The organism is Kineosporia babensis (assembly GCF_021129305.1).
In the GTDB taxonomy this organism is placed as follows: Bacteria; Actinomycetota; Actinomycetes; order Actinomycetales; family Kineosporiaceae; genus Kineosporia; species Kineosporia babensis.
Genome location: NZ_JAJOMB010000016.1, coordinates 173652 through 187989 on the forward strand (window position 1 = coordinate 173652; position 14338 = coordinate 187989).

Here is a 14338-nt window from a genome sequence, read left to right on the forward strand (position 1 = left end):
ATGTCTGCTCGGGTATGGTTTCGCATCCACCGGCGCCTGTTCGTAGCCGGGTGGCGGCGCGGATCCCAGTACCGGGCGGCGGCACTGGGCGGGCTGATCGCGAACGCTACGTTCGGTTTTCTCAAGGCCAGCGTCCTGGTGGCTGCAGTCCGGGCCGGCGGCGGTGAACTCGGAGGCTATGACGCCGCATCGATCACCGCCTACACCTGGCTGTCGCAGGCTTTCCTGGGCTCGGTGAACCTCTCCGGTCGCAGTGATCTGGCGGTCCGGATGAAGGACGGCAGCATCGCCGTGGACCTGCTGCGCCCGGTGGATCTGCAGACTGCCAGTACTGCTCAGGAGGTGGGGCGGGCGCTGTTCGCCCTGCTCCCGCGCGGCATCCCGCTGATCGCCCTCGGCGTGCTGGTCGGCGGAATGCGCCTGCCGATCGATCGGGTGAGCCTGGCGTTGGGGGCGCTCAGCATTCTGGCCGGGACGACGCTGTCCTTTCTCGTGGTGTATCTCGTTGCCATCGCCGGTTTCTGGATCGTTGAGACGCGTGGACTCCAGACCGCGTACATGATCACCGCGCATTTTCTGGCCGGTCTTTTCGTGCCGGTGACGCTCTTTCCCGGCTGGCTGCTCACGCTGGCGTGGGCCACGCCCTTCCCGTCCATGCTGCAGACCCCGATCGACGTCGTCTCCGGTCGGCTGGAAGGGCTGTCGGCCATGTCGGTGGTGGCCGTTCAGCTGGCCTGGATCGCGGGAGCGCTTGTGCTCGGGCAGCTGATCACCCGTGCCGGCCGGCGCCGCCTGGAGGTGCAGGGTGGCTGAGCTCCTGCGGCCCTATCGAGTGCTTCTGGGTGCTCGGGTCCGGGCCCAGCACAGTTATCGGGCCAGTTTCGCGCTCGACCTGGTCACCTCGCTGCTGATCGGGCTGGTGGAACTGGCCGAAGTCTGGGTGCTGTATCGCGCGGTGGACGGGATCGGCGGCCTGGACCTGACCTCCGCCCTTCTGGTGTTCGGCCTGGCCGACACCGCCTTCAGCATCGCCGATCTCCTGGTCGGGCACGTGGACACCCTGCCGCAGTACCTCCGCGCCGGGACGTTCGACGTCTTCTGTCTGAGACCGCAACCCCTGCTCGCCCAGCTGATCACCAGCGACATCAGCCTGCGGCGCCTGAGCCGGGTCGGCGTCGGGGTCACCGTGCTGGTCGTGGCCGTCCTCGCCAACGACGTGCCCCTCACCCCGGAGAACATCCTGTTGCTCCTGCTGAGTCTGCTCACGGGATCGGCCATCTGCATCGGCATTTTCGTCGCAGCCGCGGGCGCCCAGTTCTTCCTGATCGACGCGTCCGAGTTGACATCCTCCCGGCCCTGAAGAGCCAGGATTCCAACGACTCACGCGACCGTGGGGACGCGTTTTCGTTGAGGTTCACGCTTCACCGACCGGGCCGACTTCACCCTGTCTCCACGCGCTGTCACCGCAAGCCCTGCGGCGATACTCCTGATATTACGAGCAGCATTCACGTCAGCGTGCGCCTGATGCCCGCAGGCCACACACCGGAACACCGCTTGCCTCTTGCGGTTCTCCGGTGCGCGGTGCCCGCAGGCGTGACAAGTCTGCGACGTGAACGCCGGGTCGATCCTCACGACCCGCCCAGGTGCCTTGTGTTCCAGACGAGCCACCAGCAGGCCCCATCCGGCAGCGAGGATGCCCCTATTCAACCCCGCTTTCTGCCGGACGTTACGGCCTGGCTTGGTCATGGTGCCGCGCGCCGAGCCGGTCATGCCCTTCACGTTCAGGTCCTCGACACCGATCACGTCGAACCCGCGGGCCAGACCAGTGCTGGTCTTCTCCGCCCAGTCCTTACGCCGGTCAGCCTCACGGACCCGCAAGCGGGCGATCTGCCTCTTGACCCGCTCACGCCGACCGGAGCCCTTCCGGGCCCGGACCAGACGCCGCTGAAGTCTGAGGAGCCGCTGCGCCTCCCGGCGCCGCAGGCCGGCTGGGGACGACAGTTCACCCGTGGACAACGCCGCGGCGACCTTCACACCTCGGTCTACGCCCACCACATCACCAGTGCCCGGCGCCGGGACCGGGTCAGGGACCGCAGCAAACGCAATGTGCCAGCGCCCGGCCCGATCCCGGGTCACCCGATACGACTTGAAGTCAGGCAGAGCACGGGAACGTTTAAACCGTACCCAGCCCACCTTCGGCACATTCACCGCCGACCAACGACCGTTGTCCCGCCGCACCCGCTGCGCTTCGGCGCCGACGATCCGGAAACCTTCATGCTGGCCGCGTTTGCGCCAGGTCGGCCTACCGTGGGTACCGGCGAAGAAGTTCTGCCACGCCTGGCCATGGTCACGCAGCGCCTGCTGCTGCACCGTGACCGAACCAGCCGCCAGCCAGGCAAACTCACGACGCGCCTCGGTCAACTGCCGAGCCTGCGCCACGTAGTTCGGGGTATGCGGTCGGTCCCGGCGCCACATGTTCCGCTGCTCCAGCGCCAGGTTCCACACGTACCGGGCATGCCCACACGCCTCCAGCAACAGCACCTGCTGCGCCGCAGTCGGGTACAGCCGGAACCGGGACATATGTTCGAACCTACCACTAACCGTTCGTCACCAAAACCAACGGAACGCACCCACCAGCGTCCAGCCCATCCGCGCCGACCGACAAGCCAACGACGAGACGCTCGGGTCGGCTCGGTGGGACCACGCGGAGTCGTTGCTGTCGAAATAATGGACGTTGTGCTCACCGATGCGCGTCACCTCCCCTCCCTGCCCCGCACCTACTACCTCTGGCTCGGCGGCGCGATGGCCTCCCTGATCGGCGACTCCATGCTGTATTTCGCGCTGGCCTGGGCCGCCACCGCGCACGGCGGAGCCGTCGCCGGGCTGGTCCTGACGGCCATCAACCTGCCGCGCGTCATGCTCCTGCTGGTCGGTGGGGCGCTGGGTGACCGTCTCGGGGCGCGCCGGGTGATGATCGCCGGTGACAGCGTCATGCTCGTGGCGTCCGTACTGCTGGCGGCGCTCGCCTATCACCTGGGCGCCGAACCCTGGCTGCTGATCGGCGTGGGTGTCGTGATCGGAACCGTGGACGCCTTCTACCTGCCGGCCTCCGGATCGATGCCCCGCCGGCTGGTCGGCCCCGCAGGTCTTCCGCGGGCCCTGGCCCTGCGCCAGAGCGGGTCCCAGCTGATCTCGATGGGGGCCGGCCCGCTGGGCGGAATCCTGGTCGGCGCAGCCGGTCTGGCCGGAACCGCGCTGGTCAACGCCGTCACCTTCGCTCTCGTCCTGGTCATCCTGATCGTCGTGCGACCGAACCAGGAACTGCCCCCGGCGCACGCCCGGCAGCCCGTCCTGCGCGAAGCTGCCGACGGAATCCGCCTCGGCGTCGCCGACCCGATCCTGCGGCCTGCCCTGCTGCTGGTCGGTGCCGCAGCCGGCTTCTTGCTGCCGATCATGTCGCTGCTCCTGCCCTTGCTTGCCCGGCAGCACGATTGGAGTGCCACCGCCACCGGCCTGGTGGTGGGAGCACAGGGTCTGGGCATGGTGGCCGTCACCTTGACCGTGGTGCGCCGGGGGCAGTTCAGCCGCCCCGGTCTGGTCGCCTGCCGCGGACTCCTGCTGGCCGGCCTGGGAATTGGGGCCCTGACCGCAGCTCCGGGCCCCGGCGCGGCCCTGGCCGCCGGCCTCCTCATCGGTGTGGGCAACGGCTTGTTCGCCTCGCACATCGCCCCGCTCATCATGACCGTGACCCCGCAGAGCCATCTTTCCCGGATCCAGGCGCTCCTCACCCTGGTCCAGAGCCTGCCCCTGCTGCTGATGAACAACGTCCTGGGCAACCTCGCCACCTTCACCGGACCGGCCCTGACGCTGTTCATCTGCTGCATCGCCGTCATCGCCACGGGCCTGGCCGCGCTCACCTCAGAACCCCTCACACGGCTGAGCGCCAGCCGGGCAGATCAGTAACCGGCGTCAGGTCGACCACCGCCTGGCGCCATCTCCGCAGAGCCTTGGCCATACCGGCTCCGGCAACCGCGCTCACCCGCCCGTCGTCCACGTACAGGCCAACGAAACGCCTTTCGTCCAAGGATCCTTCAACCACCTCGAAAGCACCGCTGGGAACACCGTGCACCTGAAGCTTGAAGTCGTACTGGTCGCTCCAGAAGTACGGCACCATCGGCTCGGCCGCAGCAGCCGCCGTGGTGATGAAGGGCCGGCGCGCCAGGATGTCCGCCGCGACCACCTGGGCATGCTGATTGGCGGTGAACCGATGCTCCACCCGGATCCAACGCGCGTGCCGGGGCGAGTACCAGGCCGCAACGTCGCCGACCGCCCAGACCCCGTCCTGGGCCCGGCCGTGCTCGTCACACCGCACTCCGCCGGACTCGGCGAGCAAGACCCCCGAACCATCAAGCCATTCCACGCACGGCACCGCGCCGATCGCCACCACCACGACGTCTGCGTCCAACTCCCGGCCGTCGGTCAGCCGCAGCCCGCTCACCCGACCGTCCACCGACAAGAATCCGGCCACCGACCGGCCGAGGTACCAGGCGACCCCGTGCTCCCGGTGCAGATCCGCGACCAAGGCGCCCAGATCGTCTCCAATGACATTGCGCAGCGGCAACTCCATGGGCTCGACCAGCGCAACCGAAGCCCCGAGAAGACGGCAGGTGGCGGCGATCTCGCACCCCAGGAAGCCACCCCCGACAACCGCGACCCGGCTGTCGGGCCGCAGTTCCGAGCGTAAACCAACCAGATCGTCCATGGTTCGGAGCAGGTGCACGCCCCGAAGATCATGCCCGAACGGCAAACGGCGAGGCGTCATGCCGGTGGCGATCACCAGCGCGTCGTACTCCACCGAAGCCGAATCGTCCAGAGTAAGCGCCTGTTCAGCAGTGTTCAGCCCGGTCGCCCGTACTCCCGGCCGGTAGGCGACGCCCGCGCTCCGCAACTGCTCCCGGGTACGTAACACAGCCCGATCGTCCGTCCATGATCCCGAAAGCAGTTGCTTGGAAAGCGGTGGACGGTCGTAGGGATCGTGCAGTTCGTCGCCCAGCAGCACCAGCTCGTCCTCGAAACCACCGGCCCGCAGCGCCTCGGCCGTGGCCAGACCGGCTGCCCCGGCACCGACGATCACCGTGCGCGAAGTGCGCGAGGCCATCAGGCGTCCTCGGCGAACAGTGCCGCCGCCGGGCAGAGAGCCACTGCGTTGCGGGCGATCTCGAGCTGAGCGGGCGGTGGCTGCTCCTGCAGGATCTCGACCACCCCGTCATCGTCCCGTTGGTCGAAAAGTTCGGGGGCCACCAGAACACAGCGCCCGGCACCGATGCACTTGTCCTGATCTGCTGAAAGCTTCATCGCTGACTCCTGCCGACGTCCACGGACGGGCGGGGAGAGACCTTGCGCCCGTTTTCCGGCTTACGTACGGTCTAAACAACTCAGGCACTCATCTTAGAAGGTGGACATATGCCGAGCAACAGCCCCCACCGCGCCGAAGCCTCCGCCGAGAGCGGCTGTCCGGTTCACGGCACCCTGGAATGGCCTTTCGTGCCGGACTCCGCGCTGGTACCGCCTGCCGAGTGGACCCAGCTGCGGGCCGAGTGCCCGGTGGCCAGCATCCATTCCGACCTGTACGACGACTCGCTGCTGATCACCCGGTACGAGGACGTCAGTGCGCTGCTCAGCGACGGGCGGTTCTGGCGTAAGGCCGCGCCCGGCGAAAGCGGCGTGCGTGGAGCCCAGCTGGAGTCGCTGGCCAGCGACGAGGGGCACATGCGCTGGCGCCGGCTGCTGAGCCGCTTGTTCACGGCCAAGCGGATGCAGGCCCTGCGCCCGCGGATCACCGAGCTGACCAACGAGCTGGTCGACGACATGATCGCCGGTGGCTCACCGGCGGATCTGCGCAAGTCGTTGGGCTTTCCGGTGCCGGTGTACGTGATCTGCGAGCTGCTGGGCGTGCCGCACGAGCACCGGGCCCAGTTCTCCAGCTGGTCGGACTACTTCCTGAGCGTGTCCAAGTACACCCCGCAGCAGGTCACCGCGGCGATGACCGAGATGGTCGAGTACATGCGCGAGCACGTCCGGATCAAGCGCGCCGATCCCGGGGACGACCTGATCTCGCAGCTGATCACCGTGGTGGACGCGCAGGACGGCCGGATGTCCGAGGCCGAGATGGTGCAGACCGCGCAGACTCTGCTGATCGCCGGGCACGAGAGCACCTCGAACATGATCGGCAAGATCGTCGCCCGGCTGCTGGCCGACCACCGCCGCTGGGAACAGCTGGTGGCCGACCCTTCGCTGGTGCCGAACGCGATCGAAGAAGGCCTGCGGATGGACACCACGCTCACCGTCGGCCTGCACCGGCACGTCACCCAGGAGACCGAACTGGCCGGGACGACCGTGAAACCCGACACCACCGTGGTGATCTCCACGTCTGCGGCCAACCGGGACGAGCAGGCGTTCGAGCGACCGGAGGAGATGGACCTGAACCGTAACCCGAATCCGCACCTGACTTTCAGCGTGGGGCCGCGCTCGTGTCTGGGCCAGTCGCTGGCCCGGGTCGAGCTGCAGACCGTGGTCTCGGTGCTGCTGGAACGGCTGCCCACGCTGGCGCTGGCGGTCCCGCCGGAGGATCTGGAACTGCGCAAGGGCCTGATGGTCGGTGGGCTGGAGGCAGTACCGGTGCGCTGGTGAACGATGATGTTGCCCATGACGGATTCCCAGCGGCCGCGAGTGCCCCGCCGGCAGCAGGCCAAGGCCACGCGTGAGCTCCTGCTGACCACGGCGGAGCGGTTGTACGCGGAGAACGGGCTGGCCGCGGTGTCGAGCCGGCAGATCATCGAAGCGGCTGGGGTGGGCAACAATTCGGCGCTGGCGTACCACGTCGGCACCCGGGACGACCTGCTCCGTGCGATTGCCCGCTCGCACGGAGAGGTCATCTCCGGCCTGACCAGGCGCAAGCTGGACGCGGTGCGGGACGAGCAGAACGCCCGTGAGGTGGTCGCCGCCATCGTCCAGCCCTACACGATGCACCTGACCGGGCTCGGGCATCCCAGCTGGTTCGCCCGGTTCACCGCCCAGCTGGCCGCCGACCCGGTGTTCAGCCGGGAGGTGCACCAGGACCCGGACGTGATCGATCAGGTCAACGTCAGCCTGACCAAGCTGCTGGCCGCGCACGGCCCGATCTCCGACGAGCACGCCACCCTGCGCCGGCAGATGCTCCGGCTGACCGTGGTGCACACCTGCGCCGAGTACGAACGCCAGTCGGCCGGGAGCGGGGTCCCGGCCGACTGGCCCGATATCGGTGAGGCGCTGACCGATGCGGTCACGGGGTTGCTGACTGCCCCTGCGGATCGAGCGGAGGCGGGTTCGCGCCGTCGGAACGGTGGCGCTGCACGGTGAAGTCCTTCTCGAACAGTTCCAGCCGGATGCCGTCCGGGTCGCGGAAGCACAAGGTCCGGCGGGGTTTCCAGCCCGGCCCGTAGTCCCACTCCTCGATCTCGCCGGCTCCCAGGATCGCCCGGCAGGCTTCGATGTCGTCCACCTCGAAGCCGATCCGGGCGATGCCCAGGTTGTTGGCCTGCTCGTACGGGGTGAGGGTGTCCGGGGTCGGGGCGGGGTGGTGGAACTGCGACAGGTCGATGTGGAACGGCCCGCCGGCCCGCCCGGTGTACAGGTGGCTGTCCCACTGGCTGAGCACCGAGCCCGGCCCTTGTGAGCTCTCGACCGGCTGGGGCGGCACGCTCTCGCTGGCCAGGTGCAGGCCGAGAACGTTGCTGTAGAAGTCCATCGAGCGCTCGATGTCGCGCACCGAGGGGTTGGTGTGGATCAGCGTCTCGTGGATCTCGGTCGCTTCCTCGATCTGCTGGGCGGGGAAGGAGATGATCACCCCGTCCGGGTCCTGGATGCTCGTATAGCCGCGGTAGATCAAATGATTGGACGGTTCGACTCCGGCACCTTTGAGCTGCTGGAGTTTGCTGCGGGCGCTGGTGGTGATGAAGGCCATCTTGGCCAGGCCCACGTGCCAGAACACCGGGTAGGCCTGGCCCACCGGCCTCGGGCTGGTCCATTCGATCAGGTGCACCTGCATGGGCAGCGCGCCGGAGCGGTCGTCCAGGGCGTAACCGCGGAACGATCCCTCGGCGATGCCGAGGCTGTGGAAGGTCTGCTCCGGGGCGTCGATCGAAGTGAGGACGCGTAGTGGCGTCAGGTTTTCGTAGAAGGCGCGCGAGCGTTCGGCGTCGGAGACGTTGACCACGAGGTAGGCGATCCGGTTGATCCGGTCGGCCAGAGGTGAGCGCTGCATGCTCGTCCCTTCTCTAGACATGGGCCCCGCCGCGGGCCGGGGTGCGCCCCGAGCGCAGGGCCAGGCCGATCCCGAAGGCGATCAGGCAGGGCAGCGCGCCCAGCAGCAGGTAGGACTGGGTGAAGGCGTCCTGGGTGTGGATGCTCGCGATCTCCGAGACCTTTTCCCCGCCGTCCGGCAGCGCGCTGATCAGCCGGAGCGGGTGGGCGGCGAGCAGCGATCCGAGCAGGGCGGTGAAGGCGGCCAGGCCGATCGAGCTGAACGACTGCACCATGCCGGTGCTCACGCCCTGCAGCCCGGCCGGTACCGAGTCGATGATCAGGTTGGGCCAGGCGGCGTAGAAGAACCCGGCGCCGAGGCCGAACAGGATGCCGATCAGGGCCTGCTGCTGCCAGTGCTCGTGCCAGACCGACCACAGGCCGCAGGCCAGGGCAGCCGAGGCGGTGCCGATCAGCAGCGGCAGCCGGGCCCCGTAGCGGCGGGCGATGTAACCGCCGAGCGGGGCGAAGGCCACGGCGAAGAGGCTGAGCCAGATGGTCACCAGCAGGGCCAGCTGCATGACCGAGAAGCCGCTGCCGTAGCTCACCGCGCCCTCCAGCCGCACGCTCGAGCCGAGCGCGTCCACGCTGGTGCCGGCCTGGGCCGCGATCGGTTCCAGGATCGAGGCCCGTAGTTCCGGCTCCTCGGGGGTGCGGAAGATGAAGGCCGTGTTCACCCCGATCGCGCTCTGCGCCCCGGTGACCAGGAAGATGCAGCACATCACGAGCAGCACCTGGGGTGAGCGCAGCAGGGTCAGCGGCATCATCGGCACCCGGACCCGGGCCTCCCAGGCCAGGAAGGCCACGATCAGCACGAGCCCGCCGGCCAGGAAGGCCAGGGCTGCGGCATCGGTCCAGCCCCAGGTGGAGCCCCGGCTGAGGTATACCAGCACCCCGGCCACCCCGGTCCCGAACAACGCAGCCCCGACCACGTCGAGCCGGTCGCGCACCCGTACCGGTGACTCCGGCACCACGAAGAAGAGCACGACCGCGGTGACGATCATGTAGATGAACATGAACCAGTACACCGAGCGCCAGCTGAACGCATCCGTCAGGGCCCCGCACAGGATCGGCCCGAGCAGCCCGGCCACCGCCAGGCCGGTGCCGATGAACCCGACCGCGACCGGGATCCAGGTGCGCGGCAGCAGGTCTCGCACCAGGCCGTAGTTGATCACGGTCATCCCCAGGGCGACCGACTCCAGTCCGCGCCCGGCCAGGAAGACCGGCCACGAGGTGGTGACCGCGCACAGCAGGGAGCCCACGATGAACAGCCCGGCACAGGTGAGCAGCAGGCGTTTCTTGCCCCACAGGTCGCCGGACTTGCCGATCAGCGCGATCGTGGCCCCGCCGATCAGCCCGGTCACGCTGACCGCCCAGCTGAGGTTGCCGGCGCTCTGCCCGAAGGCCAGGCCGAGGTCGGGCAGGATGATCGAGGTCATCCCGATCTGCAGCGGTACCACCTCGGTGAGCAGGATGATCGAGACCATCACCGCCACCAGCCGGGCTCGGGAGGCGTTGACGAGCCGTCCGGCGTCCTCGTCGACGGTGTGCCGGCGAGCCTGCTCGAGGGCGTCGGCCGGATCGTCGGCCGCGGCGGTCTGGGTGGGTTTCTCGGTCATGGTCGTCCTCGCCATTGATGGAGCGCCATTAAGAAGTGGGGCCCTGCCGCACCTGACGGAACGGCACACCCTTGTCGGCGGAGGCTTCCCTCGGCATGCCGAGCACCCGCTCGGCGATCACGTTGCGGGCCATCTCGGTGCTGCCGCCGCCCAGGCTCAGCCCTTGCCGGCCCAGGTAGCGCAACGCCCACGAGCCGGAGTCGGTGACCCCGGCGGGCCCGGCCAGCTCGAGCCCGCAGTCGATCTCCGCCTGCTGGGCCTCGGCGTGGAACAGGCGGATGTACGACATGGCCGCATCCGGCAGTTCCCCGTCGACCAGCCGCTGGGTCAGGTCCTCGGCCAGCGCGGAGTGCACCAGGTGCAGTACCTCGCTGCGGGCCAGCAGGTCGCGAGCCCGTTCCGAATCGGCCTGGCCGCTCTCCCGCACCAGGTCGGTCAGGGTGCCGTCGCGGGTCATCTGTCCCTGCCGGACCCCGCTGACGAAAGGCGAGGCCCCGCCCACGGCCGCCCGCTCGTGGTAGAGCAGGCGGGTGGCCACGGCCCAGCCCCCGTTCACCTCGCCCAGCACCGCCGAGGAGGGCAGCCGCACGTCGTCGAAGAACTCCTCGCAGAACTCGTGGCTGCCGTTCAGCATCTGGATCGGGTTGACCTGCACCCCCGGCTGCCGGATCCGCATCAGGAACATGGTCAGGCCCTGGTGCTTGGGCACGTCCCAGTCGGTGCGGGCCAGCACCATCGCCCAGTCCGCCGTGTCGGCGCTGGAGGACCAGGTCTTGGCCCCGTTCAGCAGCCAGCCGTCCGCGGTGCGCTCGGCCCGGGTGAGCACCCCGGCCAGGTCCGAGCCGCCGGAAGGTTCCGAAAGGAACTGGCAGAACAGCAGTTCCCCGGCGATCGCGGCCGGCAGGAACTCCTTCTTCTGCTCCTCGGAACCGGTGTCCAGCAAGGTAGGACCGCAGATCGTCAGCGTGGGAAAGTTCAGCCGCACCGGCATCTCGTAATCGAGTGCCTCCTCGTTGAAAACCCGCTGGTGCTGCGGCGTCAGTCCTTGCCCGCCGTACTCCCGGGGGTAGCAGAGCCCGGCGAAGCCGCCCTCGTACAGCTGTCGCTGCAGTTGCCGGCCGCGATCCCAGTCGAACTCGCCCTCCGTTGAAGCCTTGGGCAGATTGGCTGCCAGCCACTCCCGGGCCCGCAGCCGGAACTGTTCCAGGTTCTCGCTCACGCAGCCGCCTCCCGATCCAGCAGCAAGGACGCCACCACCTGGCGATGCTCGTACGGTGTGCCGTAGGTCTGGCGGGCCAGCATCGCCCGCCGCAGATACAGGTGCAGGTCGTGTTCCATGGTCTGGCTCAGGCCTCCGAGCAGCTGGGCGCAGTCCTGCATGATCTCCAGGCTCACCTCCCCCACATACGATTTGGCCGCGCTGACCAGCAGAGCAGCGTCTGCCTCGGTGTCCTGCACGGCTCTGGCCGCCCTGAGCGCGATCGCCCGGGCCGCGTGCTGATGGGTGGCCAGGTCGGCGTAGCGGTGTTTCAGCGCCTGATAAGAGGCCAGCGGACGCCCGAACGAGTACCGCTCGAAAGCCCATTGGGTGGCCAGATCCAGTACCCGCCCGCTACCGCCGACCGTCTCCGCCACCTGCAACACGTTCAGAACCTGCTGCAACCGGGCCACGATCGGTTCGACGTCAGGCCCTTGCGCCACCAGGGTTCCCCGGCCGTCGTTCACCGCAAGATCGGCGAAAGGCCTGGCCGGATCGATGGATTGCGTCGGCCTGACGGTCACGCCCGGCGCATGGGTGTCGATCAGCACGAGCACGGGTCTTTCCTGGGTGGCTGCTCGCACCAGTACCAGGTCGGCGTGAGCGCCGAACTCCACTGCGAGTGCGGTGCCGTTCAGCAGCAATCCGTCCCGGCCCGGCTGCGCCGACAACGACGTCGCGGGTGGGTGGGCCCAGGTCGCCACCCGCTCGCCGGCCATCAGTTCCGACAACCAACGGACGTCCACCCCGGGTTGGGCTTTCGGGTGCACCAGGGCGGCCAGCACGGAATTGAGGACGTTCGTGGGGCCGGGAACCGCCAGCTCACCGAGGATTTCGGTGAGGGCGAAAAGGTCGAGCAGCGCTTCGCCGGTGAGGCTGCCGCCGCCGTGTTCCTCGGGCACCAGCAGCGAGGTCCAGCCCAGCTCGGTGACCTGCCGCCACCAGGGCCGGTCCAGCCCCTGTCCTTCCCGCCACCAGGTTCGTAGCTGGGTGGTCGAGGCCTGCGCCTCGGCGAACTTGCGGGTGGTGTCGAGGAACATCCTCAGCTCGGTGGACCGCGCCGTTGCACTCGCCATTCCAGACCTCCGGAACCGGACGATTCGGTCGCCATTACTGTAAGGCTCACAGTTACGTCGGCGACAGGGTTGCGAGCCGGGCCGGGGACGAACGGTCCGGCCGCGGCGGCCGCTGATGACGGTTGCTACCGTTGCGATTACAGTAAATCTGCAGCTCCGGGCCCGGAGCGGCACCGGAGCAGAGAGAAGGCAGGCACCGTGAAGGCCGAACCCAGCAGCCGCACCGCCCTCCGCCGGCCGGGCCGGCAGCCGTGAGCGGCCCGCAGGCCCGGTCGCGGCGTCCCCGAGGTTCGATCGACCCGGAGAAGATTCTCGACGGGGCCTTCGAACTGGCCGAGCGCGACGGGCTCGACAACCTGTCCATGCCGAGCCTGGCCGCTCACCTCGGCCTGGGCGTGACCAGCATCTACTGGCATTTCCGGAGCAAGGAGGAACTGCTCAGCCGGATGGCCCTGCGGGCGATGGAGACGGTCGGCAGCCGGATGCCGGGCCTCGACGGCCGCGACCCGCAGCAGTGGCGGGCCTTCCTGCACGAGTACGCCACCACGTTCCGCCAGGTGCATTCCGAGGCCGGGCTGCTGGCCGAGATCACCCGGCTGCGGGTGGGCATCTACGGCAAGGAGGCCACCGCCCATGTCTTCCGCAACTACGAGAAGATCCTGGCCTACCTGACCGCCGCCGGCTTCCGTCTCGAAACCGGCTGGTACGTGTACTGTTCGATCACCCTGTACGTCAACGGCTTCGTCCTCAACGAGACCCAGAGGCTCCGGAACGGCGCTCCCCCGGTCGGACGTCAGCAGTTGGGCCTGCTCGACGTTGATTCGACGCCGCTGCTGGCCGAACTGGTCGGCCGGGAGCCGGTGATCCTGGACCTGACCGGCGACAACAGCTTCAAGTTCGGCCTGGACCTGGTGCTCGACCGGGCCGAGCAGATCCTGCTCGGGAGTCAGTGATCCAGTTCGACGGTGGCGGTGCCGGTGGCCAGTCGCTGCTGCTCTTGGTCGAGCACGGTCAGGGCGATCTCGACCCGTTCGGCGCCGACCTGGGTGATCTCGCCGGTGGCGGTCACCTCGCCGCCGGTGTCGGGGCTGCGGAACTGCACCGACAGGCCGCCGACCCGGCCGCTGCGGTCCTGCTCCTCGAGCCACTGCCGCAGCAGGCAGTGCAGGTAGGCCACCTGCAGGTTCCCCATCCCGAAGGCGCCCGGCATCCCGGCCGCCCGGCCCGCCTCATGGTCCATGTGGATCGGCACGAACTCGCTGTTCACCGCCGCGTAGCGGTTCCAGGCGGCGAAGCCGGTGCGGCGCCGGAACTGCCCGATCGAATCGCCTTCTCTCACAATGCCCTCCCGCGTCGGGATCGCGTCAGTATCGAATCAGCGTGAACCGAGAGCGTTTGACCAGCTCACCGCCCTGGTTACGCCACACGTCCTCAGTTGTGCTCAGCAGCATCCGCCCCAGCCGCCCGTCCCGTTCGGTGTACCCGGCCAGCGAGCTCTCGCTGGTGATCACGTCGCCGGAGCGCACCGGCACGCCGTAGTCCTCCGAGATACCGCCGTTGAGCTGGAACTTCAGGCCCGGTCCGGCCACCCCGATCTGCTTCTCGGTGCGATCGGGATCGTTGCCTTCCACCCCCTCGGAGGCCGGATGGCGTTTCTGGTCGGCCACCGCCCAGGCGAACGGATTGAATTCCGCGGGCGCCACGTCCTCGTCCAGATAGCGCTGCGGGGGCGGTTGCGGCCAGTAGACGGCGATCGCCCAGCGCCGGATGTCCGACGCAGTGACCGGGTAACTCACCCGCCGCAAGATCCGCGTGCCCACGGCTGCCTGCATGTCTGGTGTCACGAAGGTGCTGCCGGACTCCACGGCCACCTGCTCTCGGGTCGACAACAGTCCAGACCCATACTGTAAGAACAACGGTAAATCTGGAAGGCGCAAATCCCTTCACCGCACGAACGATTCGGATCGCCCCAGGGGCGTTGACGCCTGCCGCTCCTAACTGTAAGCCTTACTGTTGGGCGCGCGGGCTTCTGCTTCTGATCCCGG

The 14338-nt window shown here is 68.5% G+C and carries 15 protein-coding genes; 6 read left to right on the plus strand and 9 right to left on the minus strand.

Annotated features, from left to right (window positions below; translation table 11 throughout):
- Positions 1 to 813 (plus strand): ABC transporter permease, encoded by an 813-nt coding sequence (locus LR394_RS26450; protein ID WP_231446984.1) that lies wholly within the window; start codon positions 1 to 3, stop codon positions 811 to 813.
- On the plus strand, positions 806 to 1360 hold the full coding sequence (locus LR394_RS26455; RefSeq protein WP_231446986.1) for an ABC-2 family transporter protein: 555 nt from the start codon (positions 806 to 808) through the stop codon (positions 1358 to 1360). Before LR394_RS26450 ends, LR394_RS26455 begins: the two co-directional genes overlap by 8 nt.
- Positions 1361 to 1380: 20 nt before the next feature.
- On the opposite strand, the gene LR394_RS26460 is transcribed toward LR394_RS26455, so the two are convergent.
- The gene (locus LR394_RS26460; RefSeq protein ID WP_231446988.1) at positions 1381 to 2580 is read right to left on the minus strand and encodes an RNA-guided endonuclease InsQ/TnpB family protein; all 1200 of its coding nucleotides are present in this window, start codon (positions 2578 to 2580) and stop codon (positions 1381 to 1383) included.
- Between the two features lie 147 nt (positions 2581 to 2727).
- Between LR394_RS26460 and LR394_RS26465 the strand changes: the two genes are divergently transcribed.
- The gene (locus LR394_RS26465; RefSeq protein WP_231446990.1) at positions 2728 to 3963 is read left to right on the plus strand and encodes an MFS transporter; all 1236 of its coding nucleotides are present in this window, start codon (positions 2728 to 2730) and stop codon (positions 3961 to 3963) included.
- On the opposite strand, the gene LR394_RS26470 is transcribed toward LR394_RS26465, so the two are convergent.
- Both LR394_RS26470 and LR394_RS26475 read right to left on the minus strand, forming a co-directional pair.
- A complete protein-coding gene (locus LR394_RS26470; RefSeq protein WP_231446992.1) occupies positions 3929 to 5158 on the minus strand; it encodes an NAD(P)/FAD-dependent oxidoreductase in 1230 nt (409 codons plus the stop codon). The two genes, LR394_RS26465 and LR394_RS26470, sit on opposite strands and share 35 nt — an antisense overlap.
- On the minus strand, positions 5158 to 5355 hold the full coding sequence (locus tag LR394_RS26475) for a ferredoxin (protein WP_231446993.1): 198 nt from the start codon (positions 5353 to 5355) through the stop codon (positions 5158 to 5160). The genes LR394_RS26470 and LR394_RS26475 overlap by 1 nt, the downstream gene beginning before the upstream one ends.
- A gap of 108 nt (positions 5356 to 5463) precedes the next feature.
- On the opposite strand from LR394_RS26475, the gene LR394_RS26480 reads away from it, so the two are divergent.
- Entirely contained in the window at positions 5464 to 6690 is a 1227-nt protein-coding gene (locus LR394_RS26480; protein ID WP_231446995.1) for a cytochrome P450, read from the plus strand.
- Positions 6691 to 6705: 15 nt separating this feature from the next.
- Entirely contained in the window at positions 6706 to 7398 is a 693-nt protein-coding gene (locus LR394_RS26485; protein WP_231446997.1) for a TetR/AcrR family transcriptional regulator, read from the plus strand.
- On the opposite strand, the gene LR394_RS26490 is transcribed toward LR394_RS26485, so the two are convergent.
- From LR394_RS26490 to LR394_RS26505, 4 genes are read right to left on the minus strand one after another with little or no spacing between them, the layout of a single operon-like run.
- A complete protein-coding gene (locus tag LR394_RS26490) occupies positions 7322 to 8302 on the minus strand; it encodes a VOC family protein (protein WP_231446999.1) in 981 nt (326 codons plus the stop codon). The two genes, LR394_RS26485 and LR394_RS26490, sit on opposite strands and share 77 nt — an antisense overlap.
- A 13-nt stretch (positions 8303 to 8315) precedes the next feature.
- A complete protein-coding gene (locus LR394_RS26495; RefSeq protein WP_231447001.1) occupies positions 8316 to 9959 on the minus strand; it encodes an MFS transporter in 1644 nt (547 codons plus the stop codon).
- Positions 9960 to 9987: 28 nt separating this feature from the next.
- Complete coding sequence (locus tag LR394_RS26500) at positions 9988 to 11178, minus strand: acyl-CoA dehydrogenase family protein (RefSeq protein WP_231447003.1); 1191 nt, start codon at positions 11176 to 11178, stop codon at positions 9988 to 9990.
- The gene (locus LR394_RS26505; RefSeq protein ID WP_231447005.1) at positions 11175 to 12293 is read right to left on the minus strand and encodes an acyl-CoA dehydrogenase family protein; all 1119 of its coding nucleotides are present in this window, start codon (positions 12291 to 12293) and stop codon (positions 11175 to 11177) included. The genes LR394_RS26500 and LR394_RS26505 overlap by 4 nt, the downstream gene beginning before the upstream one ends.
- Before the next feature lie 251 nt (positions 12294 to 12544).
- Between LR394_RS26505 and LR394_RS26510 the strand changes: the two genes are divergently transcribed.
- Entirely contained in the window at positions 12545 to 13246 is a 702-nt protein-coding gene (locus tag LR394_RS26510; RefSeq protein ID WP_231447007.1) for a TetR family transcriptional regulator, read from the plus strand.
- Here the strand turns inward: LR394_RS26510 and LR394_RS26515 are convergent.
- Both LR394_RS26515 and LR394_RS26520 read right to left on the minus strand, forming a co-directional pair.
- Positions 13240 to 13632: a MaoC family dehydratase gene (locus LR394_RS26515; RefSeq protein ID WP_231447009.1), complete on the minus strand. Its 393-nt coding sequence runs from the start codon at positions 13630 to 13632 to the stop codon at positions 13240 to 13242. The two genes, LR394_RS26510 and LR394_RS26515, sit on opposite strands and share 7 nt — an antisense overlap.
- 25 nt (positions 13633 to 13657) lie before the next feature.
- Positions 13658 to 14182, minus strand: coding sequence for an FAS1-like dehydratase domain-containing protein (locus LR394_RS26520; protein ID WP_231447011.1), 525 nt, complete (start codon positions 14180 to 14182; stop codon positions 13658 to 13660).
- Positions 14183 to 14338 lie beyond the last annotated feature (156 nt).